Origin of the sequence: Streptomyces cyaneochromogenes, from assembly GCF_003963535.1 — a bacterium.
Taxonomy (GTDB): Bacteria; Actinomycetota; Actinomycetes; order Streptomycetales; family Streptomycetaceae; genus Streptomyces; species Streptomyces shaanxiensis.
Genome location: NZ_CP034539.1, coordinates 2,242,041 through 2,266,472, shown reverse-complemented (window position 1 = coordinate 2,266,472; position 24,432 = coordinate 2,242,041). Strand labels below are relative to the sequence as shown.

Annotated in this window: 18 protein-coding genes and 1 pseudogene; 13 read left to right on the top strand and 6 right to left on the bottom strand. The window is 70.4% G+C overall.

Translation table 11 applies throughout. The annotated features are described in order from the left end of the window. Positions 1-10 precede the first annotated feature (10 nt). Positions 11-487 carry a hypothetical protein gene (locus EJ357_RS09995; protein WP_126390703.1) on the bottom strand — a complete coding sequence of 159 codons (477 nt, stop codon included), beginning with the start codon at positions 485-487 and terminating at the stop codon, positions 11-13. A 185-nt stretch (positions 488-672) separates the two neighbouring features. On the opposite strand from EJ357_RS09995, the gene EJ357_RS09990 reads away from it, so the two are divergent. The 4 genes from EJ357_RS09990 (at position 673) to EJ357_RS09975 (ending at position 4,095) form a co-directional block, all read left to right on the top strand. Beyond that, positions 673-1,233 carry a hypothetical protein gene (locus tag EJ357_RS09990; RefSeq protein ID WP_126390701.1) on the top strand — a complete coding sequence of 187 codons (561 nt, stop codon included), beginning with the start codon at positions 673-675 and terminating at the stop codon, positions 1,231-1,233. Next, complete coding sequence (locus EJ357_RS09985; protein ID WP_126390699.1) at positions 1,208-2,503, top strand: ABC transporter substrate-binding protein; 1,296 nt, start codon at positions 1,208-1,210, stop codon at positions 2,501-2,503. Before EJ357_RS09990 ends, EJ357_RS09985 begins: the two co-directional genes overlap by 26 nt. A 70-nt stretch (positions 2,504-2,573) precedes the next feature. After that, the gene (locus EJ357_RS09980; RefSeq protein WP_126390697.1) at positions 2,574-3,047 is read left to right on the top strand and encodes a hypothetical protein; all 474 of its coding nucleotides are present in this window, start codon (positions 2,574-2,576) and stop codon (positions 3,045-3,047) included. A gap of 7 nt (positions 3,048-3,054) precedes the next feature. Next, complete coding sequence (locus EJ357_RS09975; RefSeq protein ID WP_126390695.1) at positions 3,055-4,095, top strand: helix-turn-helix transcriptional regulator; 1,041 nt, start codon at positions 3,055-3,057, stop codon at positions 4,093-4,095. On the opposite strand, the pseudogene ctaD reads toward EJ357_RS09975, so the two are convergent. Next, positions 4,094-5,632 (bottom strand): annotated as a pseudogene (gene ctaD / locus EJ357_RS09970) (aa3-type cytochrome oxidase subunit I); the annotation flags it as partial. The gene EJ357_RS09975 and the pseudogene ctaD overlap by 2 nt on opposite strands. 481 nt (positions 5,633-6,113) lie before the next feature. On the opposite strand from ctaD, the gene EJ357_RS09965 reads away from it, so the two are divergent. Beyond that, a complete protein-coding gene (locus EJ357_RS09965; RefSeq protein ID WP_126390693.1) occupies positions 6,114-6,329 on the top strand; it encodes an I78 family peptidase inhibitor in 216 nt (71 codons plus the stop codon). Between the two features lie 141 nt (positions 6,330-6,470). Here EJ357_RS09965 and EJ357_RS09960 read toward each other — a convergent pair whose 3' ends face one another. Then, entirely contained in the window at positions 6,471-7,496 is a 1,026-nt protein-coding gene (locus EJ357_RS09960) for a phosphatase PAP2 family protein (RefSeq protein ID WP_126390691.1), read from the bottom strand. 239 nt (positions 7,497-7,735) lie between these two features. Continuing rightward, positions 7,736-8,902 (bottom strand): glycosyltransferase family 39 protein, encoded by a 1,167-nt coding sequence (locus EJ357_RS09955; protein WP_126390689.1) that lies wholly within the window; start codon positions 8,900-8,902, stop codon positions 7,736-7,738. 261 nt (positions 8,903-9,163) lie between these two features. Here EJ357_RS09955 and EJ357_RS09950 point away from each other — a divergent pair, with 261 nt between their 5' ends. Next, positions 9,164-10,765 carry an MFS transporter gene (locus EJ357_RS09950; RefSeq protein WP_126390687.1) on the top strand — a complete coding sequence of 534 codons (1,602 nt, stop codon included), beginning with the start codon at positions 9,164-9,166 and terminating at the stop codon, positions 10,763-10,765. 256 nt (positions 10,766-11,021) lie between these two features. Continuing rightward, positions 11,022-12,212: an acyl-CoA dehydrogenase family protein gene (locus tag EJ357_RS09945; protein ID WP_126390685.1), complete on the top strand. Its 1,191-nt coding sequence runs from the start codon at positions 11,022-11,024 to the stop codon at positions 12,210-12,212. 35 nt (positions 12,213-12,247) lie between these two features. Here EJ357_RS09945 and EJ357_RS09940 read toward each other — a convergent pair whose 3' ends face one another. Beyond that, positions 12,248-12,685, bottom strand: coding sequence for a cell division protein SepF (locus EJ357_RS09940; RefSeq protein WP_126390682.1), 438 nt, complete (start codon positions 12,683-12,685; stop codon positions 12,248-12,250). 322 nt (positions 12,686-13,007) lie between these two features. Here EJ357_RS09940 and EJ357_RS48200 point away from each other — a divergent pair, with 322 nt between their 5' ends. The 4 genes from EJ357_RS48200 to EJ357_RS09915 all read left to right on the top strand — a co-directional run bounded on the left by EJ357_RS48200 (position 13,008) and on the right by EJ357_RS09915 (position 18,107). After that, positions 13,008-14,321, top strand: coding sequence for a DUF5685 family protein (locus EJ357_RS48200; RefSeq protein WP_175647349.1), 1,314 nt, complete (start codon positions 13,008-13,010; stop codon positions 14,319-14,321). A gap of 420 nt (positions 14,322-14,741) precedes the next feature. Beyond that, positions 14,742-15,647: a S1 family peptidase gene (locus EJ357_RS09925; RefSeq protein ID WP_126390678.1), complete on the top strand. Its 906-nt coding sequence runs from the start codon at positions 14,742-14,744 to the stop codon at positions 15,645-15,647. Positions 15,648-15,835: 188 nt separating this feature from the next. Further along, complete coding sequence (locus tag EJ357_RS09920) at positions 15,836-16,747, top strand: slipin family protein (RefSeq protein ID WP_126390676.1); 912 nt, start codon at positions 15,836-15,838, stop codon at positions 16,745-16,747. 277 nt (positions 16,748-17,024) lie between these two features. After that, positions 17,025-18,107 carry a S1 family peptidase gene (locus EJ357_RS09915; protein WP_126390674.1) on the top strand — a complete coding sequence of 361 codons (1,083 nt, stop codon included), beginning with the start codon at positions 17,025-17,027 and terminating at the stop codon, positions 18,105-18,107. A gap of 323 nt (positions 18,108-18,430) precedes the next feature. On the opposite strand, the gene EJ357_RS09910 is transcribed toward EJ357_RS09915, so the two are convergent. Then, a complete protein-coding gene (locus EJ357_RS09910; protein WP_126390672.1) occupies positions 18,431-19,495 on the bottom strand; it encodes a DUF3533 domain-containing protein in 1,065 nt (354 codons plus the stop codon). Between the two features lie 280 nt (positions 19,496-19,775). Here EJ357_RS09910 and EJ357_RS09905 point away from each other — a divergent pair, with 280 nt between their 5' ends. After that, positions 19,776-23,228: a DNA polymerase III subunit alpha gene (locus tag EJ357_RS09905; protein ID WP_126390671.1), complete on the top strand. Its 3,453-nt coding sequence runs from the start codon at positions 19,776-19,778 to the stop codon at positions 23,226-23,228. A 68-nt stretch (positions 23,229-23,296) separates the two neighbouring features. Then, complete coding sequence (locus tag EJ357_RS09900) at positions 23,297-24,277, top strand: DNA polymerase Y family protein (protein ID WP_126399332.1); 981 nt, start codon at positions 23,297-23,299, stop codon at positions 24,275-24,277. The last annotated feature ends 155 nt before the right edge of the window (positions 24,278-24,432 follow it).

Here is a 24,432-nt window from a genome sequence, read left to right as displayed (position 1 = left end):
GTCATCCGCCTCAGTGATCCGCCTCGACGGGCTCACAGATCGGGCACGGGCCCAGTTCGCCACTCCTCACCAGCTTCGCATCGACAGGTACGGCCTCCGCCTTCCCGGCGACCAGCGGGCAGTCCGCGCGGTGCCAGAGGGTGCCCCCGGGCACCATCAGCAGGTCCCCGCTGACCGCGAGCGGCGCCGTGGGCGACTGGCCGGACTCCTCGGCGTCGGCGGGCTCGGCGGCCACCAGAAGGCCGTACAGCTCCTCCACGCGCGCGGCGGCGAGCGCGCCCCGGCCATGGGTCAGCAGCACCGAGCCGGCGATGATCAGCGCGGCGCCGGGCACCGTGCAGGACGCGAGATACGGCAGCTGCCGCTCGGCGAACCGCTCGCCGGAGACGCCGTACCAGCCGATGACGCACAGCACCGCACCGGCCGCGAGCGCGGCCCAGCCGGCCCAGATCACCGGGTGCACGGTCCGCAGTCGGGCTGTCCGCATCGCTGGCTCCCACACATCGGGTTCGGTGCGTGCGTGCCGGGATCTCAGTGCACGCACGTCTGGTTTCTGCGCATGTGCCTGGCGCTCTTCCATGTCCGCCAATGGACTTGCACTATGCCTCCTGCAAGCTGACCCTGAAAGCACCGGGCGCGCACGGCCCGGATCGACACCCGGCGGTGAGCCAGATGGTTCTCGGGAGCGACGTCAGGCGGAGCATCGCGCACAGGGGACGGGGGACGGCGCTGGCGGCCGCCCTGCTCCTCTTCCTCACCCCGGCCCTCGCGGCCTGCAGCGACGACGAGGGAGGCGGCGGGAACGAGACGCCGCCGACACCGACCGTCGAGCAGACCGAACCCGGCGGGCAGTCGCCGGCCGCGACGGCACCCGCCGACGCGGGGGCGGCCGAGACGGAGATCAAGCAGAACTGGCGGAAGTTCTTCGACCCGGCAACGTCCATGGAGGACAAGCAGACCGTCCTGGAGAACGGCGACCGGATGGCGCCGGTCCTGCAGGCGTTCAGCGGTGACGAGCGCGGCGGACAGGTCCAGGCGAAGGTCTCCAAGGTCGAGTTCACCTCGCCGACCGAGGCGAACGTGACGTACGACCTGACCCTGAAGGGCGCGACCGCCCTGCCGAACGCCTCCGGAACCGCCGTCGAACAGGACGGCACCTGGAAGGTGTCCGCCAAGACGCTGTGCGCGCTGGTCCAGTTGAGCGGCAATGGGTCGCCGATCCCGGGGTGCTGAGGCGGCGATCGCCGTGATGGTGCTGGCTCTGAGTACGGCGTGCGGCAGCCGGCTGCCGGAGAGCGACTTCGAGCACCGCGACCGGGGCACTGCCTCGGAGCCCGCGGGCGACCGCACCCCGATCCGGGTCGGCATCGTCACCAGCGCCACCAGTCCCGTCGGCGGCAACGCCTTCACCGGCCCGCGCGACGGGGCCAAAGCCTACTTCGACCGCCTCAACGCGCGCGGGGGCGTCGACGGGCGCCTGGTCGAGGTGCGCGAGTGCGACGACGGCGGCAGCGGCGTCGGCAACAACGAGTGCGTGCACGAGCTGATCGACGAGGAGAAGGTCGTCGCCCTGGTCGCCACCACCGCCCTGGACTACGCGGGCGCCTCCCGCGTCTCACGCGCGCGCGTGCCCGACATCGGCGGCCAGCCCATCGGGGCCGCCTACGACACCTACCCGCACCTCTACGGCATCTACGGCAGCCTCGCCCCCCGCGACGGCACGACCGGCTGGGACGGCAAGCAGTACGGCGGCACCGAGGTCTACCGCTACTTCAAGCGCGAGCACGGTGCCCGTACGGCCGCCGTCGTCTCGTACAACCAGCCCGCGTCCGCCGCCTACGCCCGGCTCGTCGAGCGGGGGCTGAAGGCCGAGGGCTACAAGGTGGTCACCGAGCAGGTCGACTTCGCGCTGCCCAACTTCCGCGCGGTGGCGGCCGATCTGAAGGAGCAGGGCGCCGACCTCGTCTTCGACGCCATCGACAGCCACGGCAACGCCCGGCTGTGCGAGGCGATGGACGATGTCGGCGCCGAGGTCACCGCCAAGGTCACGAACGTACAGAACTGGACCTCCACCGTCACCGAGGACTACAAGGACGCCCCGCGCTGCCGCAACGCCCTGTGGGCGACCGGGTCGTCCCGCAATTTCGAGGACAAGGACCAGGACGCCGTACGGGAGTTCCGGGACGCCACGAACGACCTGGAGGCGCACTCCCAGTGGCAACTGGAGGGCTGGGCCGCGGCCATGTGGTTCACGGACGCGGCGAAGGCGTGCGCCGACCGGGGCGTCACGCGCGCGTGCGTCGACGACCACATGAACCGCAGCCAGGGATACACCGCCGACGGCCTGCTGATCCCGGTCAGGTTCGAGCGGCTGGCCGAACCACCGAAGAGCCGCCGGACCTGTCTGTCGGTGGCCCGCTGGGAGGACGGCCGGGGATGGGTCGCCCAGGGAGACATGAACAACACGTGCTTCGACGTCCCACAGCTGTCGTACGAGCCCTGACGGGCAACCAAAAGGCCGCGTCGCCGGTCCAACTGGCGGAGCAGAACGCCGAGGGAGGAAACCGCACCGCATGACGACGCCCGTGCCGCAGGCAGTACCACTGCGCGCCGACTGCATCGCGGATTCGGCCGGCGGACTGACCTTCGACGTCACCGTGGCCGGAGCCACCGGTGAAGCCCACCTGGTGCTGCGCCACCGCGAGGGCCACGAGGAGGTCAGCCTCCCGCTGACCCCCGCCACCCGCGGCCGTCTGCGCGCCGCCCTGCCCAGCAGCGTCGCCCTGCCGGAGGGCCACTGGGACGCGTACGCCAGCGTGACGAAGGGCCAGCCGCACCGCTTGGCGCCGGGCGCGATGAAGGTGCACTCTCACGCTTCCCGAGTCCCGTACGAAACTCGCCAGGGCAACTTGAGCGTGGAATCCCGGGTCCCGGCGACGCCGTTAGGGGCGCGGGGCTGTGCCGAATCTGCGGCTACCGCCGCGCGGGCGCGATCGGCCACGATGGACCCGCACTCGCCCGTGAAACCCGCATCCCCGAGCTGTTAGGCGCTTCATGCTGGACACCTCCGCCAGACTCCTGCGGCTCCTCTCCCTCCTCCAGGCCCACCGGGAATGGTCCGGCGCCGACCTGGCCGAACGCCTGGGCGTCACCCCGCGCACGGTCCGCCGCGACGTCGACCGGCTGCGCGAGCTGGGCTACCCGGTCAACGCCAGCCCCGGCACGGGCGGCGGCTACCAGCTCGGCGCCGGCGCCGAGCTGCCACCCCTGCTGCTGGACGACGACGAGGCCGTCGCGGTCGCCGTAGGCCTGCGCACCGCCGCCGGCCAGGGCATCGAGGGCATCGGCGAGACCTCCGTACGGGCCCTCGCCAAGCTGGAGCAGGTCCTGCCGGGCCGCCTGCGCCGCCGGGTGGGCGCCCTCAACGCCTTCACCGTGCCGATGCTGCGCGGCCCCCAGCCCTCCGCCGTCGACCCGGCCGTCCTGACCGAGCTGGCCCACCTCTGCCGGGACGCCGAGCGGCTGCGCTTCGAGTACCGCGACCACGAGGGCGCCCCCACCCGCCGCAGCGTCGAACCGCACCGCCTGGTGTGCAGCGAGCGCCGCTGGTATCTGGTCGCCTGGGACCTCGACCGCGACGACTGGCGTACGTTCCGCGTCGACCGCATCACCCCCAAGCCGCCGCACGGCCCGCGCTTCGCCCCGCGCACCCCGCCCGCCGAGGACCTCGCCGCGTACGTCTCCCAGGGCGTCTCCACGCGCGCGTACGCCTCGCACGCCGTCATCCGGCTGCTGGTGCCCCTGGAGGAGGCGGCGGCGAGCATCTCGCCCACCACCGGGCAGCTGGAGGCGGAGGGTCCCGACAGCTGTCTGCTGCGCACCGGCGCCGGGAGCCTCGACGTGATGGTGATCCACGTGATGCTGATGGGCTTCGAGTTCGAGGTCCTGGAGCCGGACGAACTCGTCGAGAGGATCAGGACGGCTCACGGCCGGCTTGCTCGCTCCTTGGCTCGGGCTGCGGAGCCTCCCACGCGTGGTCGGGATGATGCAGGTCGAACGCCGGGGACTCGGAACGGATCCGCGGCAGCGTCGTGAAGTTGTGCCGCGGGGGCGGGCAGGACGTCGCCCACTCCAGGGAGCGGCCGTAGCCCCAGGGGTCGTCGACCTCGACCTTCCTGCCGTACTTGGCGGTCTTCCAGACGTTGTAGAGGAACGGCAGTGTGGACATGCCGAGCAGGAACGCGCCGATCGTCGAGACCGTGTTCAGCGCCGTGAAGCCGTCGGCGGCGAGATAGTCGGCGTACCGGCGCGGCATGCCCTCCGCGCCCAGCCAGTGCTGCACCAGGAAGGTGGTGTGGAAGCCGATGAACAGGGTCCAGAACTGGATCTTGCCGAGCCGTTCGTCCAGCATCTTCCCGGTGAACTTCGGCCACCAGAAGTAGAACCCGGCGAAGATCGCGAAGACAACCGTGCCGAAGACGACGTAGTGGAAGTGCGCGACCACGAAGTAGGTGTCCGTGACGTGGAAGTCCATCGGCGGCGACGCCAGGATCACCCCGGTCAGGCCGCCGAACAGGAACGTCACCAGGAAGCCCACCGACCACAGCATCGGCGTCTCGAAGGACAGCGAGCCCTTGAGCATGGTGCCGGTCCAGTTGAAGAACTTCACGCCCGTGGGCACCGCGATCAGGAAGCTCATGAAGGAGAAGAAGGGCAGCAGCACCGCGCCCGTCGCGAACATGTGGTGCGCCCACACCACCATCGACAGACCGGTGATCGCCATCGTCGCCGCGACCAGCGTCAGATAGCCGAACATCGGCTTGCGCGAGAAGACCGGGATGATCTCGCTGATGATCCCGAAGAACGGCAGCGCGATGATGTACACCTCGGGATGGCCGAAGAACCAGAAAAGGTGCTGCCACAGCAGCGTCCCGCCGTTGGTCGCGTCGAAGATGTGCGAGCCGAACCGCCGGTCCGACTCCAGACAGAGCAGCGCCGCCGCGAGCACCGGGAACGCCATCAGGATCATGATCGACGTGAACAGTGTGTTCCACACGAAGATCGGCATCCGGAACATCGTCATGCCCGGGGCGCGCATCCCGATGATCGTGGTGATGAAGTTGACCGCGCCGAGGATCGTGCCGAAGCCGGCCAGCGCGAGGCCCATGATCCACAGGTCGGCGCCGATCCCCGGGGAGCGCTCCAGGCCGTTGAGCGGCGCGTAGGCGGTCCAGCCGAAGGAGGCGGGCCCGCTCGGCACGATCAGCGAGCCCATCACGATCAGGCCGCCGAACAGGAACAGCCAGTACGAGAACATGTTCAGCCGGGGGAAGGCCACGTCCGGGGCGCCGATCTGCAGCGGCATCAGCTCGTTGGCGAAGCCCGCGAAGGTCGGGGTCGCGAACAGCAGCAGCATGATCGTGCCGTGCATGGTGAACAGTTGGTTGAACTGCTCGTTGGTCAGCAGCTGCAGCCCCGGCCGGGCCAGTTCGGCCCGCATCAGCAGTGCCATGACACCACCGGCCAGGAAGAACACGAATGACGTGATCAGGTAGAGGTGCCCGATCTTCTTGTGGTCGGTGGTGGTCAGCCAGTCGACGACCACACGGCCGCCGGGCTGGATGCCTCGCATGGGCCGTGCCGTCCCTCGTACGGTCTGCGTCCCCATCGCTGGCTCGCCCCTTCGCTCGTCGCGCCCCGGGCCCGCTGAACCCGCGCCGCACGCGCCGACGCGAGCTCACGCCATGATGCTCGCGTCGGCAGCGCTCCGACAGGGGGCGTACGGGGGTTCTGTGCCAGAACCATGTACTTTCTGTGCGGAAACGGCTTCCGCGGCCGGTGCGGAATGGCGGGGAAAACGAGTTCGCGGGCAGTTCTCCGGGAACTTTTCCGCCGGGCTATTGACGGGGTCGTCGCGACACGCGGGAATTACGATCGAATGCCTGCGGAAGGCCTATGGAACCGCTCGTTAGTGTGACGAAGTACGGCTGAAACGCGTGTCGTGATCCTGTGACAAAAGCGTGACCCGAGAGGTACGTGTGACTCGGATGGCAGCTACAAAGGTTCACGGTCCGCTCTGGCCCGACCCTTCGTGCAGGCCCTAGCGTGGCGGCATGGCACCCATTCCGAAACCCCCTGCCGAAGCCGGTGACAACCCGGACACCTATGTCGGACTCGACGCCGACCGGGCCGAGCGGCTCGCCCGTGACCGAGGGTGGTCGACGGTGCGTTCGCTGCCGCCGGGGGCGATCATCACCATGGAGTACCGCGAGGGCCGGCTGAACTTCGAGGTCAAGGACGGCCAGGTGGCGCGGGCCTGGAAGGGCTGACGCAGGCTTGACGCGGGGCTGTGCGAGAGCGAAGGCCCCGGCTCCTGGAGAGGAGCCGGGGCCTTCGTCGTGCGGGCCGGTTGTGCGTACCGAACCCGTGCCGAACCCCGCTGTTCCGTGCCGTCCCGCGCCGGCCTGTGCTCAGCCGCCCGTCAGCGGCCGGGCCGCCGGGGCGGCGCCGCGCGACAGGCGGTCCGGGTGGGGCGGGCGACGGCTGCCGACCGGCGTGACCGGTGCGCGCTCCGCGCGGGCCGTGTGCGGTACCGGTGACAAGTGGATGGATGTCCGCGCGGAGCGGGCCGCGGAGGCCGCCTCGCATGCCGCTGCCTCGTCCTCGGCGGCGGCCGGGTGCGGCTTGAGCAGCACCGGCACCTCGACGGGGGCGGGCGGCAGCTGTGCCGGGACGGCCTGACGTGCGCGCAGACGGTCGCGCAGGTCGAGGATCCAGGTCTCCGCGCGTGCGATCAGCGGCTCGAACCACGGCAGCGCCAGCATGATCAGCAGTCCCGCGGCCCAGCCGAGCAGCACATCGCTCAGCCAGTGCGTACCGAGGTAGACCGTGGCGAGGCCGACGCCCAGCGAGGTCACCGCGGACAGGGCCGACAGCCAGCGGCGCGCTCTCGGGGTCGAGGCCAGATAGGCCAGGATTCCCCAGGTCACCACGGCGTTGGCGGTGTGGCCGCTGGGAAATATATCGCCGCCCAGCCACATCTCGTTCGAGCCGATGGAGGTCGCGTAGTGGGGGCCGAGACGGCCCATGCCGAGCTTGGCGGCACCCACGGTGATGTTCAGCAGGAGCAGTGAGACACCGAGCGCGAGCAGCGGCCGCAGCGTGTGCTGCCGCCACGAACGCCAGCCCAGCCAGGCCGCGACCATCACGGCGGTCGGGCCGCGCTGGCCGAGCACCACGTAGTAGTCGACGAACGCGTGGATCTCGGCCCACTGCTGGTACGGCCGGAAGAACATGACCTGCCAGTCGAGCCGGACCAGCCACGAAGTGATGAGGACGGCCCATACGATCGCCACATAGAAGGCCAGCGTGGAGGCGAGCAGCACGATCCGGTGCCGGCTCATCTTCGGCACGTCGATGTGTGCCGGACGTTCCGGTTCCCGGTCCAGCCTGGCGAACACCCGGTCCAGACGGGTGAGGGTTCGTTCGGTACGCACCCAATCGACGTTACAGCGAGTGAGCTCTGTTCCCGTGCGATTCCGCCGGTTTGTGATGACGATGTGATGTGGGATTCCTCTCAGCGAGGCGTCTATTTCCTCGGAATCCACAATCCTCGCGCGCTGTACCCTTCATTTCCTTTGATCATTCTGATGCGCTTGTTTTTCGCCGCTTATGAATTCGTTCACCGAATGCTGGGGCGGAATTATCCGGGCGCTCACTGGCGGCCGGGGCTCGGTCAGGGCGGACCGGAGCCGTTCAGCCAGAACGCCCCGTACACCGCCGAGGCCACCGCGACCCCGGCCAGCACCCCCGCCGACCTGCGGGTACGCAGCCGGGACAGGGCGAGCGCGAGGGGCAGCAACAGGGGGAAGGCGGGCAGCAGCAGCCGCGGTTTCGAGCCGAAGTAGCTCGACGCGCACAGGGCGAGCGCGGTGACGATGCCGCCGTACACCAGGAGCGGGAGCGGCTGGCGCTGCCGTACGCAGACGACGTACAGCCACACCACCAGCCCGACCCCGATGATCAGCCCGATCCCCGCCAGGGCCGACGGAAACGACGTGAACTTGTCCGCGACGAACCGGGCGAAGGCGTAGCCGCCGTCGAAGCCGTTGCGCCAGCCGGCCTGGACGTCGACATAACCGAGCGGGCCCTTGCCGGTGCGGTGGCCGACCCAGAGGACGTAGCCGGCGGTGCCGAGGGGGGCGAGAAGCATGCCGAGGGCGCGCGTCACGTGTCGTGAGCCGTGCGGACCCGGTGTGCTCCGGTCTCGCACGAAAGAGGCGATCCCCGCCGCCCACACCGCCGCCACGACGGCGAGCCCCACGGGGCGGGTCAGGCCCGCCAGCATGGCGAGGGCACCCGCCGCCGGCCAGCGGCCGGTCAGGACGGCGTACAGCGACCAGGCGGCGAGCGCGGTGAACAGCGACTCGCTGTACGCCATCGACTGCACGATCCCCACGGGGAGCACGGCCCACAGCAGCACGGCGCACACCCCCGCTCGGCGGCCGTATACGTGATCGGCGACCGCGAAGATCCCCCAGGCCGCGGCGAACGAGGCGAGCAGACTCACGGCGAAACCCGCGTCGGCGTGCGACAGCGGGGTCAGGGCCGCGCCGAGCCGCTCCAGCCAGGGCAGGAGGGGGAAGAACGCCAGGTTCGAGTGCACGTCGCCGTTCGGCATGCGCACCTCATAGCCGTAGCCAAGCTCCGCGACCCTCGCGTACCAGAGCGCGTCCCAGCGGGCGGTCAGCAGGGTGTACGCGCTCTTGTCGCGCGCCGCGCTCCACGCGGCCAGGGCCAGCAGGCTCAGGGCGCGCACGGCCGCGTAGCCGAGGAGGGCCGGGGCCGCGCGGCGCAGGGCCGACGGGCCGGGCGGTGCCATGCGCGTGTCAAGATCGGTCACGGGCTCGATTATCGACGGTGGGCCGAACCGGACCGGCCGCCGGGACGTGGTCACAGGGCAGGGGAGTGGCGTACGCCACACGCGTTCTGTGCGAGGTCTGAGAGGTCCGCCACTCGGCACCGACGAGGACTCGCGTAACCTGACGAGTCACTCGCCCTTCGTTGCGCGGGCCGGAGATCACCGCTCCTCTCCGGCCGAGTCACGGGAAGTCCCCACCCCGTGAGCCCGCCGAGGGCAGAGGAAACACTGGGAGGTACGTACATGTCCGGGACGACCACGGCTGCCGCTGCGCTGCGCCGTCGGGCGGCCGGGGCCGGTGCCAACCGCTGGGTCGTTCTCGTCGTCCTCTGCGTCAGCCTGCTCCTGGTCGCGGTCGACGCGACCGTGCTGCACGTGGCGATCCCCGCCGTCACCGAGGACCTCCGGCCCGGCGCGATAGAACTGCTCTGGATCGTCGACATCTACCCGCTGGTCTGCGCCTCGCTGCTGATCCTCTTCGGCACGCTCGGCGACCGGGTGGGCCGCAGACGCGTCCTGCTGCTCGGATACGGCCTCTTCGGCATCGCCTCCGGCCTCGCGGCCCTCGCGCACGACCCACAGGTGCTGATCCTCGCCCGCGCCCTGCTCGGCGTCGGCGGCGCCATGATCATGCCCGCGACACTGTCGATCCTGCGCCAGGTCTTCCCGGACCGGCGGGAGCGCGCCCTCGCGATCGGTATCTGGAGTGCCGTGGCCGCGGTGGGCGCGGCGGTCGGGCCGCTGCTCGGCGGGTTCCTGCTGGAGCACTTCTGGTGGGGCTCGGTCTTCCTGGTCAACATCCCGCTGATGCTGGTCAGCCTTCCGGTGGGACGACTTCTGCTGCCCGAGTCCAAGGGCGACGGCAAGGGCCCCTGGGACGTGGTCGGCGCGCTGCTGGCGGCGGCCGGCCTGTTCGGTGTGGTGCTGGGCGTGAAGCGGCTCGGCGGCGGCGAGGCCGCGGGCAGCGTGTTCACCGTGGCACCGCTGGTGATCGGTGCGGTGCTGTTGGTGCTCTTCGTGCGCCGCCAGCGACGCCGTGCGCATCCGCTGGTGGACCTGCGGATGTTCGCGCGACCGGCGTTCAGCACGTCCGTCGGGTGCATCGTGCTGGCGATGCTCGCGCTGGTCGGGCTCGAACTGATCGCGGCGCAGTATCTGCAGCTCGTGCTGGGTCTTTCGCCGCTGGAGACGGGCCTGAGGCTGCTGCCGCTGACCTTCGCCGCGATGGCGGCGGGGCTGGCGGGGGCGCGCATGCTACGCCGGTTCGGGCCGCGGCGCATGGTGTGCGCCGGGTTCGGCCTGACCGCGGCCGCGGTCGTGCTGCTGACGGCCATGGGCGGATCGGACAACCCCGCGCTGCTGCTGTTCGGGTTCGTGCTGCTCGGCTTCGGGCTGGAGACGACGCTCTTCGGGGCGTACGAGTCGATGCTGAGCGAGGCTCCGCAGGAGCAGGCCGGCGGGGCGGCGGCGATCGGTGAGACGTCGTACCAACTGGGCGCCGGGATCGGGATCGCGCTGCTGGGCAGCGTGATGAACGCGGCGTATGCCCCCGGGCTGGCGCATGTGGGGGGCGTCCCTGCCTCTGCCTCTACGGCCGCCTCGCACTCGTTGGGGGAGGCGTACGAGGTTGCCGCGCAGCTGGGCGGGCCTGCGGGGGCTGCCCTGCGGCACGCGGCTCGGGACTCCTTCGTGCACGGGCTGCATGTCACGTTGCTAGTGAGCGCGGGGTTGTTGCTGCTGGGGGCGGTGATGGCGTTGCGGTTGCCGCGGGCCATGCAGTGTGAGGCGCCTGCGGTGGAGTTGCCCAAGCCGAGGGAAGTCGCGGAGTCCCGCGTCTCCGCTTGACCAAGCCTTCTCCCACCCACGCGCCACCCTTTCCAGTTTCTTGATGGGGTGGACGTCTCCCGTAGGGGTTGCCCACGTCTCCCGTGGCGGTTGCCCGCCGGCGGCTGTCCGAGGTGACGGCGCCCCCCGGGGGGCGCGTTCGCCGTGCGCTGTGCGTGGGCCTCGGGCGGTACTGGACGCAAGGCACCTCGCGTCGTAGCGTCATCCTCGTCGTAACTAGCGGTGATAGTTTTCCGTCCCTGCCGGAAGGTCTCCCATGTCCGCGTCCTCGAAGTTGCCCCCGTTCGACCCCGCCGACCCCCTCGGTATCGACGACCTCCTGGAGCCCGAGGACCTGGCGATCCGGAGCACCGTGCGGGACTGGGCGGCGGATCGGGTGCTGCCGTACGTCGCCGAGTGGTACGAGACCGGCGAGCTGCCGGGGATTCGTGAGCTGGCCCGGGAGCTGGGGGAGATCGGCGCCCTCGGGATGTCGCTCAGCGGGTACGGGTGTGCCGGGGCCTCCGCCGTGCAGTACGGGCTGGCCTGTCTGGAACTGGAGGCCGCCGACTCCGGGATCCGCTCCCTCGTCTCCGTGCAGGGATCCCTCGCCATGTACGCCATTCACCGGTTCGGCAGCGAGGAGCAGAAGCAGCAGTGGCTGCCCCGCATGGCCTCCGGTGAGGTCATCGGGTGCTTCGGGCTGACCGAGCCCGACCACGGTTCCGACCCGGCCTCCATGCGGACGTACGCCAAGCGGGACGGCGGCGACTGGGTGCTGGGCGGGCGGAAGATGTGGATCACCAACGGGTCCGTCGCCGGGGTCGCCGTCGTGTGGGCGCAGACCGACGAGGGGATCCGCGGGTTCGTCGTGCCGACCGACAGTGCCGGGTTCTCCGCCCCGGAGATCAAGCACAAGCTGTCACTGCGCGCCTCCGTCACCAGTGAGCTCGTCCTGGACGACGTACGGCTGCCCGCCGATGCGGTGCTGCCGGAGGTCGTCGGGCTCAAGGGGCCGCTCAGCTGTCTCTCGCACGCCCGGTACGGGATCGTGTGGGGTGCCATGGGCGCGGCGCGGTCCTGTTTCGAGGCCGCTGTCGACTACGCGAAGTCGCGGGAGCAGTTCGGCCGGCCGATCGGGGGCTTCCAGCTCACCCAGGCCAAGCTCGCCGACATGGCGCTCGAACTGCACAAGGGGATTCTGCTCGCCCACCATCTGGGGCGGCGCATGGACGCCGGCCGCCTGCGTCCCGAGCAGGTCAGCTTCGGCAAGCTCAACAACGTCCGCGAGGCCATCGACATCTGCCGTACGTCCCGGACGATCCTCGGTGCCAACGGGATCTCGCTCGAATATCCCGTGATGCGGCACGCGACCAACCTCGAATCGGTGCTCACCTACGAGGGCACCGTCGAGATGCACCAGCTCGTGCTGGGCAAGGCGCTCACCGGACTCGACGCCTTCCGCTGACCCACCAGGGGGCAGGGCCGGTGAGCGGCCCTGCCTCAGCTCTGGTTGTAGAAGCCGTCCGTGCGGTGTGCGGACGCCTCTCCGTTGATGATCTCCGTGTCGGCCGGGGTCAGCAGGAACACACGGTTGGACACGCGGTCGATCGAGCCGCGCAGACCGAAGATGAGCCCCGCCGCGAAGTCGACGACCCGCTTGGCGTCGGCGGGCTCCATGGCCGTGAGGTTCATGATGACGGGGACGCCGTCCCGGAACAGCTCGCCGATGGCGCGGGCGTCCCGGAAGCTGTCCGGGGTGACCGTGCCGATACGGCGGCCCTTCTCCTCGGCGACGTCCGTGGCCACCTTCACCCGCGGGTCGGTGACCCAGGCATCCCCGGACTCGGTCCCTTCGGAGTAGTCGTCGTCGTAGTAACGCTCGTCATCGTTGTCGTCAACGAGGCCCAGCCAGGCACTCGCCTTGCGTACCGATCCCATGGACGCCTCCTCTCACAGCGGTCTCTTCTGCCTTCCGCATCCCTATGGTCATCCATGATGCGGACGTCGTGCCAAGTGGATAGACGCCGCGCGGGGGGTTTGTGACGGTACTGGTGCACAGCGAATCCGTCGAGAGCCCGTGTCCCCCAAGGGGCATGCCACGTACGGCTGCTGACTGTGAGTGAAATATGATTCTTCGCGGCGTATGGGTGAGCCGGGGTGCGTACGGGTGAACGAGTCGGCCGTCGCGACCGGTACGCCGGTCGGTACGATGCGGCAGCTCAGCGTCGCAGGAACGTCGTAAGAACCTCGGGGGAACGTTGTGTTCGGAATCGTCAGGCCCTGTCGCCATCGACTCGGAGAGAACCTCACCGGGCAGTGGATGGCTCATTTGTGCGGGCTGTGCCTCTCACTGCGCGGGGACCACGGTCAGTTCGCTCGGATCGTGACGAACTACGACGGGCTGCTGATCTCCGTTCTGACGGAGGCTCAGGCCGAGCAGAACAGCGGACTGCGGCGCACGGCGGGACCGTGCCCGTTGCGCGGGATGCGGACCGCGTCCGTCGCGCAGGGTGAGGGCGCGCGGCTCGCCGCCGCCGTCTCGCTGGTGCTCGCCTCGGCCAAGGTGCGGGACCATGTGGCCGACGGGGACGGGCTGCTGGCCCGCAGGCCGCTGGCGCTCGCCGCGCGCCGGGTGGCCTCGGGCTGGGGCGCGGCGGGTGCCCGTAGCGGCTCGGCCGTCGGGTTCGACACCGCCGTGCTCGTCGACGCCGTGGACCGGCAGGTCGGAATCGAGTCGCTCGCCGGGCCCGGGACGCCGATCCTCACGGTGACCGAACCGACCGAGACGGCGACCGCCGCGGCCTTCGCCCACACCGCGATCCTGGCCGGACGGCCGCACAACGCCGTGCCGCTCGCCGAGGCCGGGCGCCTCTTCGGCCGGCTGGCGCACCTCCTGGACGCCGTGGAGGACCAGGTGGCCGACGCCGAGGCGGGTGCGTGGAACCCGCTCACCGCGACCGGGACCTCGCTCACCGAGGCGCGACGGCTCGCCGACGACGCCGTGCACGGGGTGCGGCTGGCGCTGCGCGAGGTCGCCTGGGGGTCTGGGGTCTCCCCAGAAAAACACAGCACGGGCGCCGGGCTCGCGCACCTGCTGCTCGTGCACGAGCTGCGGCGCTCGGTGGACCGCGCGTTCGGCACGGCGCCCATGTGCGCGTCGCACCAGCCGGGGCCGGGGCCCTATGGGCAGCCGCCGCAGCATGGGCATGGGCATGGGCATGGGCATGGGCATGGGCATGGGCCGGGTCAGGGGCAGGGGCCGTACGGGGCACCGCAGAATCCGTACGCCGGAGGGAACCCGTACGCCGGGGGTGGCGGAGCGCTCGGCGGGGGCGGTGCCGGTGGCGGCGGTGGTGGCTTCGGCGGGTTCGGTGGTGGGCCGGCCCCGCAGCCGCCGAAGGGACGGCGTGGGTTCTGGGCCGGCTGCGGGATGTTCTGGCTGCTGTGCTGCACCTGCAAGTTGTGCTGCGCGAAGGAGTACGAGGGGCCCTGGTCCCGCAAGAAGCGCGAGGGCTGCTGCCGTGACTGTGACTGCGGCGACTGCGGCTGCTGCTGCCCCTGCGACGGCTGCTGACGGTTTGTGGAAGCAGCGGCGACTTCCGGACATCCCCGGGGCATGGGTGGCCGATGGTGACGGAGTTGTGCTCAGGGCCGGTGAGGCGGGCGCGGGTGGCGTATGGGGCGCGTCGGCTGGTTGTGCTGGTGTGTGAGGGCGCGGGGGCGTACGCCCCCGTCCCCTCGACCTTGCTGCGGAGACGTGCCGGGCTTTTGAAGGGAGCGCGCTGACCGGGGCAGGAGCGGCCAATTCACGCAGATCGTTCAACGGTTGACGGCCGAAAGGCGCCCTTGCGGCTACCGGTCGTTCGGCCGAATACTCCCCCTCAGCGCTTGTCAGGGGCACGGCGTGTTCGAAATCCGGACATGTGGCCCGCTGACTGCGCCTCACGGGCCCCACCCCACGCGGGCCCCCGACTTCCCTTGGAGGGAACGAAAAGTGAGGATCAAGCGCACCATCCCCCGCAGTGGCATTACGAGACGGACCCGGCTGATCGCCGTCTCCTCCGGCCTCGTGGCCGCAGCCGCGATCGCGATCCCCAACGCGACCGCCGCCGACACCTCCACCACCTTCAGCGCCGCCGAGCTCAAGAGCGCCAGCGGCTCGGTGCTGAAGGCCGACATCCCGGGCACCGCCTGGGCGGTCGACAGCAAGACCAACCGCGTCACGGTGACCGTCGACTCCACGGTCTCCCAGGCGGAGATCGCGAAGATCAAGGAGCAGGCCGGCTCCAACGCCGACGCGCTCACGATCAAGCGCACCGCGGGCAAGTTCAGCAAGTTCATCCAGGGCGGCGACGCCATCTATGCGAGTAGCTGGCGCTGCTCGCTCGGCTTCAACGTCCAGGACAGCAGCGGCAACCAGTACTTCCTGACGGCCGGCCACTGCACCGACGGTGCGGGCACCTGGTACTCCAACTCCGGCCGCACCCAGGTCATCGGCTCGACCGCCGGCTCCAGCTTCCCGGGCAACGACTACGGCATCGTGCGCTACTCCGGTTCCGTCAGCCGGCCCGGCACCGCGAACGGCGTCGACATCACCCGCGCGGCCACGCCGAGCGTGGGCACCACCGTCATCCGCGACGGCTCCACCACCGGTACGCACAGCGGCCGGGTCACCGCCCTGAACGCGACCGTCAACTACGGCGGCGGCGACGTCGTCGGCGGTCTCATCCAGACCACCGTCTGCGCCGAGCCCGGCGACTCCGGCGGCTCGCTGTACGGCAGCAACGGCACCGCTTACGGTCTGACCTCCGGCGGCAGCGGCAACTGCAGCTCCGGTGGCACGACCTTCTTCCAGCCGGTCACCGAGGCCCTCAGCGCGTACGGCGTGAGCGTCTACTGACGTTCGGCGCCTGCTGACACTCAGCCGGACATCGGCACCTGTACGGCCTGAACTGCGGCCGGCAGCATGCGAGCCCCCGCACGCAACTGTCGTGCGGGGGCTCGCCCTTGGTCGCGCCGCGGGGTTACCGTCGACGTACAGGCCCTACTCGCCTGTAACGCGCCCACGTCGGACCCTGGGGGTCGGTGATGGTCGAGGAGCTGGTGGCGGCAGGAGTGACGCTCGCGTCCGCCGGTGTGGTGTATCTGGCGGCGGCCGCGCGGGTCGTCAAACAGTACGAACGGGGCGTGGTCTTCCGCCTCGGGAAGCTCCGGTCACAGGTGCGCGGGCCCGGGTTCACCATGATCGTTCCGGGTGTCGACAAGCTGCGCAAGGTGAACATGCAGATCGTGACGATGCCCGTGCCCGCGCAGGAGGGCATCACGCGGGACAACGTCACCGTGCGGGTCGACGCCGTCGTCTACTTCAAGGTGACCTCGCCGGCCGAGGCGGTCGTGCGGGTGGAGGACTACCGGTTCGCGGTCTCGCAGATGGCGCAGACGTCGCTGCGGTCGATCATCGGCAAGAGCGAACTGGACGATTTGCTGTCCAACCGGGAAAAACTCAACCAGGGGCTGGAGTTGATGATCGACAGCCCGGCGGTGGAGTGGGGCGTGACCATCGACCGGGTGGACATCAAGGACGTGTCGCTGCCCGAGACCATGAAGCGGTCGATGGCCCGGCAGGCCGAGGCCGACCGGGAGCGGCGGGCGAGGGTGATCAACGCCGACGCGGAGCTCCAGGCCTCGAAGAAGCTGGCGGAGGCGGCGCATCAGATGGCCGATGCGCCCGCGGCTCTTCAGTTGCGGCTGCTGCAGACGGTGATGGCGGTGGCGGCCGAGAAGAACTCCACGTTGGTGCTTCCGATTCCGGTGGAGTTGTTGCGGTTTCTGGAGAAAGGGGCGCAGGTACCGGGGGAGGTCGCCGGTGCGCAGCGGGCCCCGTCCGCCGAGTCTCGGGCCGGGGTGCGGGCCGAGTCTCGGGCCGTGCAGGAAGAACTTCCGCCCCTTGAGCCGCGCTTGGATTTGGATCCCGGAGGGTCGATTTCAAGACAGGAGTAGACCTAACGCGTTGCGTATGGTTCGCTCGCTTGCGGTGTTTGCTGTGCGAAGAGGCCCCGCGTGACTGTGCACGGTCAAGACGAGGGGGGCGTGCAACCGTGTTCTACGCGCGTCCGGAAGTCGACCTTGTGCGCTCCCTGTGGGCCTCGGAATAGTGAGCGTTGTTCAACCGGCGCGGGTGCGGCTTTTGTTGTGCACCGCCCCCGAAGCCGTACGCCTTCCGGTCCGGCGAGGTCCCCACAACCTCTCGGGCCGACCCCCCACAGGAGGACGTAAGTTGAAGCACCGACGCATACCCAAGCGGCGTGCAGCCGTGGCAGGTGCGGGCATCGCCGCACTGGTGGCCGCGGGAGTGACCTTGCAGACTGCGAACGCGAGTGAGACGCCCGAGGCGCCCGCGCTCAAGACCCTGTCGGTCGGCGCGGCCGGAAAGCTCGCCTCGACGCTCGCCAAGGACCTCGGCGCCGATGCCGCGGGTACCTACTACGACGCGCAGGCCAAGAGCCTTGTGGTGAACGTCCTCGACGAGGCCGCTGCCGACGCCGTCGAGGCGGCCGGCGCCAAGGCGCGGGTCGTCGAGAACTCGCTCGCCGAGCTGAAGAGCGCGCGTGCGACGCTGAAGTCGGACGCGACCATTCCCGGTACCTCATGGGCGACCGACCCCACGACCAACAAGGTCGTCGTCACCGCCGACCGCACGGTCTCCAAGGCCGAGCTGGCCAAGCTGACCGAGGTCGTCGACGGGCTCGGTGCCAAGGCCGAGCTCCAGCGCACGAAGGGGGAGTTCAAGCCCTTCATCGCGGGTGGTGACGCCATCACCGGTGGCAGTGGCCGTTGCTCGCTCGGCTTCAACGTCGTCAAGGGTGGCGAGCCGTTCTTCCTGACCGCCGGGCACTGCACCGAGGGCATCACGGACTGGTCCGACTCCAGCGGCAACCAGATCGGCACCAACGAGACGTCCAGCTTCCCGGACAACGACTACGGGCTGGTGAAGTACACCGCCGAGGTCGACCACCCGAGTGAGGTCAACCTCTACAACGGCTCCTCGCAGGCCATCAGCGGCGCCGCCGAGGCCACCGTCGGCATGGAGGTCACCCGCAGCGGGTCGACCACCCAGGTGCATGACGGCAAGGTCACCGGGCTCGACGCCACGGTGAACTACGGCAACGGCGACATCGTCAACGGGCTGATCCAGACCGACGTCTGCGCCGAGCCCGGTGACAGTGGCGGGTCGCTGTTCTCCGGTGACAAGGCGATCGGCCTCACCTCTGGTGGTAGCGGTGACTGCACCTCCGGTGGGGAGACGTTCTTCCAGCCGGTGACCGAGGCGCTGTCTGCCACGGGTACCGAGATCGGCTGACGGTTCGTTCGTCGGTTCGTGGAGTCCCGCCCCTGCGTGTGAGGGGCGGGGCTTTCGCATGTGGGGGGCGTGGGTTCGGTGGGGGCGCGCGTCTGTGCCTGCGGCGCCTGTGCGGCCTCGGTGGGGGTGCGTGTAGCGCCTTGCGTTTTGTTGTGGGTCGGGGCCGCGTCGGGGGGTGTCCGTCCTCGGACCGGCGGCTGGACTTAGGCCGGGAGGTGCTGCGTGTTGACGCCGGCCACTGCGGGCGGACACCCCCCGACGCGTCCCCTTGCCGCCGTACGCGGGTGCCGCGCTGCGGGGGTGCCGCGCTGCGGGGGTGCGCCTCAGAGGGTCTTTGCCGCCTGCGGCGCCTTGGATGTGCTGCCGCCCGCTCGCAGGGTCGCCGCCAGGAGTGTGACTACGATCCCTGCTGCCGCCCACGCCGACAGCACCAGCAGTGCGCTGGTCATGTCGTTGCCGTTGAAGTAGGCGATCGAGCGTGTTGCCCATGTTCCCGCGCCGGGTGGCAGGGCTGGGCCGATGTCTCTCCAGAACGGTGGGAGCAGTGGGGGTGGGAGGGCGCCGCCGGCGCTCGGGTTGCCCAGGATGACGATGATCAGGATGACCAGGCCGATACCGGCCATGCCGAAGATGGCCTGGAAGGCGAGTGTGGCCGCGCCCACCGCGAAGATGATCAGGGCGCCGAGGCCCCAGAGGGCGGCGATGCTGCCCGGTAGGGCGTTGAGGACGGGGCCCACGATCAGTGCGCCGCCGAGGCCGCCGACGATCGCGACCAGGGCCATGGCGATGAGCCGGATCACCGAGCGTCTGGGTGTGGGGCGGCCGGCGCCGGAGCTGATCGTCATGATCGACGCGCACAGGTAGCCGCCCACGCACCAGCCGACGGTCAGGTAGAAGGACGAGAGTCCGTTGGCGTCCTGTGGGTCGGCCGGGGCCGCGTCGATGGTGCGGAGGGTGCGTGCCTCGGACTTCTCCAGTGCGGATACGAGGTTCTCCAGGGTGGTGGCCAGCACCCTTCCGCCGCCGGTGGCGACCAGGAGGGTGTCGGTGGTGCCGCTCGGGTTGATCAGCAGGGCGCCGTCGATGTCGCGATTCAGGATCTGTGCGCGGGCTGTCGCCGCGTCGGGCAGTGCGCGTGGGTTCAGCGGGTCGCCGGGGAGGTTCGCCAGCCGGGTCACCGTCTGCTGGGCGGCGACCTGGGGTGCCACGACCCCGAAGGGCACGTCCTTGGGCTTCGGGTCGTGGAGTGCGCCCACATAGGAGGCGATGAAGAGCAGATGGAGGATCACCACGCCGGTCACGAGCAGGGTGGCTCGTGGAGTGACTGCGTCCTTCACTTCGGCGAGGAAGGGGCTGCCGGAGGTGTCGGCGCCGGTGGTCTGCGTCATGCCCCCACGGTCTGGGGCCTGTGGGGGTTGTGCAGGCGGGGGGCGGCCGAATGGATGTCGTACGGGTGTTCCGTTTCCGTGCGCTTCCTCAACTGCTCTCGGGGGCTGGGGAGCTGGCGGGGTGGGGCTTGTTCCGATCGCCGCTCACACCTTGAGGAATCGATGACGTGTTCGAATGTGGGTCGCTGACCGGGGCTGATGGGGTTAGAGTAATCGAACGCGAGTACGATGAACATATCGGGCTTATGGCTTAAAAGGGGTGGAGTGATGGAGGTGCGGCATGGCGGGTTTCGCCCACGTGCACGTCGCGTCCGGTTACTCCGCCCGCTACGGGGCCTCCCATCCCGAGCAGCTCGCCCGGCGGGCGGCCGAGCGGGGTATGGCCGCGCTCGCGCTCACCGACCGGGACACGGTCACCGGGGCTGTGCGGTTCGCGCAGGCATGTGCGAAGGAGGGGGTCCGGCCGGTCTTCGGGATCGATCTGGCCGTGGAGGCTCTCGCGCCTCCGCCACCCGGTCGGCGCCGCCGTACTCCCGCACGCGGTGGTGCGTACGTCGTCGAGCCGCCGCTTCGGTTCGTGCTGCTCGCCGAGGACCGGGCGGGGTGGGCGCGGCTGTGCCGTATCACCTCGGCGGCGCACGAGGGTGCTCTGTCCGGTACGCCGCCGGTGGTGCCGTGGGAGGCGCTGCGCGAGTACGGCGGTCCCGGGCTGATGGTGTTGCTCGGGCCGCTCTCGGAGCCGGTGCGGGCGTTGTCGGTGGGGCGGGAGGATGTCGCGGTGAAGCTGCTGGCGCCGTGGCGGGAGGTCTTCGGGAGGGGGGTCAGGCTGGAGGTAGTGGCGCAGAAACGTTTTGGCATGGGGGCGGGATCGCTTCGGCTGGCCGCCCGGACGCTGGCCCTGGCCGACCGCACCCGCACCACCGCGGTGCTCTCCAACGCCGTCCGCTACGCCGATCCCGTACAGCACCGACTCGCTGACGTCCTGGACGCCGCCCGGCTGCTGCGCCCCATCGACCGGCGTCACCTGGACAGTGGTCAGCGCTGGCTCAAGGGCGAGCGGGGGATGGCGGTCGTCGCGCGGATGGTCGCCGAGTGCGCCGGAACCGATGTCCGCCGGGCCCGCCGCCTCATGGCGGACACCGTGGATACGGCTGCGGGGTGCAATGTCGACCCCCGAGCGGACCTCGGTCTAGGCACACCGCACCTTCCGGAACCGTCACTCTTCGGCGCCGGGCCGGGAGCGGGTGGTGCGGCCCGACTGCTGCGCCTGAGGTGCGAAGAGGGCATGGTCCGACGCGGCCTCGACCGCGACCGGGCGGCACTCGACCGGCTGGACGAGGAGCTCGCCGTCATCTCCCACTGGAACTACGACGCGTACTTCCTCGCCATCGGCCAGGTCGTGGCCGACATCCGGGCCAAGGGCATCCGGGTCGCGGCCCGCGGCTCCGGCGCCGGATCGATGGTCTGCCACGCCCTGGACATCGCCACCGCCAACCCGCTCGACCACCGTCTTCTGTTCGAACGGTTCCTGAGCAGGCGCCGGGAGTCGTTGCCCGACATCGACATCGACGTGGAGTCCGCCCGCCGGCTGGAGTGCTACGACACGATCTTCGAACGGTTCGGCAAGGAGCGGGTGGCGGTCACCGCGATGCCCGAGACCTACCGGGCGCGCCGGGCACTGAGGGACACCGGCCTCGCGCTGGGGATCGCGCCCGCGGAGGTCGACCGGATCGCCAAGAGCTTCCCGCATCTGCGGGCCGCCGACATCACCGGCGCGCTCGCCGAACTGCCCGAACTGCGGCAGCTGGCGGGCGAGGCGGGCCGGTACGGGCCCCTGTGGGAACTCGCCGAGGGCCTCGACTCCCTGGTCCACGGCATGGCCATGCACCCCTGCGGCGTGGTCATCAGCGACGCCACCCTCCTGGACCGGCTGCCGGTGCAGCCCACCCCGCAGGGCGACTACCCCATGGCCATGGCCGCGAAGGAGGAGATCGAGGCGCTGGGCAACATCAAACTCGATGTGCTGGGGGTGCGGATGCAGTCCGCCATGGCCCATGCCGTCGCCGAGATCGAACGGACCACGGGCGATCGCATCGACCTGGACGACCCCGAGCAGGTGCCGCTCGACGACGTCTTCGCCTTCAAGCTCATCCAGGAGAGTCAGACCCTGGGTCTGTTCCAGCTGGAGTCGCCCGGTCAGCAGGATCTGCTGTCCCGGTTGCAGCCGCGCGACGTGCAGGACGTCATCGCCGACATCAGTCTCTTCCGGCCCGGGCCGGTCGCCGGCGGTATGCCCGAGCGGTACATCGCCGCGCGCCATGGTGGCACGCCGTCGTATGCCCATCCGGACCTGGAGCCGGTGCTCGCCGACACCTACGGCGTGACGATCTGGCACGAGCAGATCATCGAGACGCTGCATGTGATGACCGGCTGCGACCGGGCCTTCGCGGAGATCACCCGGCGGGCCCTCGGCGAGAAGGAGCAACTGCCCAGGATCCGGGACTGGTTCCACGAGCGGGCACGCGCGCGTGGCTACAGCGCGGCCGTGCGGGACGAGGTCTGGAAGACCGTCGAGGCCTTCGGGGCGTACGGCTTCTGTCGCGCGCACGCGGTCGCCTTCGCCGTACCGGCGCTGCAGAGTGCCTGGCTCAAGGCGCACTATCCGGCGTTCCTGCTGGCCGGCCTGCTCGAACACGATCCCGGGATGTGGCCCAAGCGCGTGCTCGTCGCCGACGCCCGGCGGGGCGGCGTACAGGTCCTGCCCGTCGACATCAACCGTTCCCGGGTGCGGCACACCGTGGAGAAGGCCGACGGGGACCAGTGGGGGGTGCGGATCGCGTTGGCCGCGGTGCACGGCATCAGTGAGGACGAGTGCGCGCGGATCGAGGAGAGCCAGCCGTACGGATCGCTGTCGGACTTCTGGCAGCGGGGCCGTCCCAGCAGGCCGGTCGCCGAGCGTCTCGCGGAGATCGGCGCCCTGGACTGTCTGCACGACGGCCGGCTCACCCGGCGTGACCTGCTGCTCCAGATCGCGGAGCTGCATCGCCAGTCCCGGAACCGGTCCGCGCACGAGGGCCAACTGCCCATCGTGGCGGGCGCGGTCGGCGGGGCGGAGCCGAGCGGGCTGCCGGAGATGACCGGCCGGGAGGCGCTGAGCGCCGAGCTGAGCACCCTCGGCATCGATGTCTCCAAGCATCTGATGGAGCACCACCACCGGCTGCTGCGCGAGATCGGCGCGACCGACGCGGCGCATCTGGCCGGGATGCGGGCAGGGCAGCAGGTGCTCGTGGCCGGGGTACGGGCATCGACTCAGACGCCGCCGATCGCCAGTGGCAAGCGGATCATCTTCGTCACCCTGGAGGACGGGTCCGGGCTGGTCGACCTGGCCTTCTTCGAGGACTCCCACCCGGCCTGCGCGCACACCGTCTTCCACAGCGGGCTGCTGCTGGTGCGGGGCACGGTCCAGGTGCGCGGTACCCGCCGTACCGTCGTCGGCACCATGGCCTGGGACCTGGACGAGATCGCCGCCGCCCGCCGCGACAACGGCCCCGAGGCCGCGCTCGCCCTCCTCGGCGAGAGCCGCCCGCACCCGACCCCCGCCCAGCCGCAGCGCACCCTGGCCGACGGTACCGCGGGCGCACGGCTGCATCCGTACGCCGACCTCCAGCCCGCCGGAACCCGTTCCGCCGACCTGAAGAAGTTCGGCCATCGAAGCTCCGGGAGCGCGGGATGAGCGGAATAAGGGGTACGGGCCAGATGAGTGAGACAGGCGGAACAAGAGGGATGAGTGGGATGAGTGGGATGAGTGCGCGGCAGCGGCACATTGCCCATCTCCATCTGCACGCCGCGCTGACCGAGGATGAGTACGGTGACATAATCGAACTGATGTGCGGTGTCACGCCTCATGTGCAGGCCGTCCCGCCCGACGCCGTCCAGCTCGACCTGACGTCGGCGCTCAGGTACTTCGACCTCTCTCCCTACGACATGGTCCAGACGACGATGATGAGACTGAAGCTCCTCCACGGCATCGACTGCAGCGCCGGCCTCGCGAACAACCGGATGCTGGCGGCGATGGCGGCCGATGCCTCCGCGCCGGGCGAGACCACCTGGGTTCCCGCCGAGCGGGCCGCCGACTGGCTCCACCCGCGCCCGGTCACCGCGCTGCCCGGCATCGGCCGCGCCACGGCGTCGACGCTCGGCAGATACGGTCTGCACACCATCGGCCAGCTCGGCGACCTGCCCCCGGCGACCCTGCAGCGGCTCCTCGGCGCGGGCCAGGCACGGCTGCTGGCCGAACGCGCCCGCGGCCACGACCCCCGCCCGGTCACTCCCGCGGAACCGGCCGAGCACCTGACCGCCGACCTGGTGCTGGAGCGGGACTGCCTCGACCCCGCACGGCATCACCGCGCGGTGCTGGGACTTGCCGAACAGCTGGGCCAACGTCTGCGCGGGGAAAGGCAGATCGCGAGTCGGCTGAGTCTGACGGTGCGGTACGCCGACCGAAGCTCCAGCACGCGCACGCGTGCGCTGCCGCAGCCCACCGACCACTCGCCCGCCCTCGCCGCGACCGCCCTGGGACTGCTGGCCGGCCTCGGCCTGCAACGGGCGAGAGTCCGCGCCTACGCGATCCGCGCCGACGGACTGCTGCCGGCCGAGAGCGCCTACTGGCAGCTCTCCCTGGATCCCGCCGATGCCCGGGCCCGCGCGGCCGAAGTCGCCGCGGACCGCGCCCGCCGACGCTTCGGACCACAGGCCGTACGGCCCGCGACGCTGGCGGACTGATCACGTGCGCCCAGAACGCCGTCCCCTGACGCCGCCTGCGAGGTCGGGTGAATCCAAATGCCCGCGGGATACGAACCGAACCCGTGGGCCGATCCGCGACCGCGGGTCAAGTGCCTTCACAGGTACGAAAGTTGTGGAAGTCGTGGAAGTCGTGG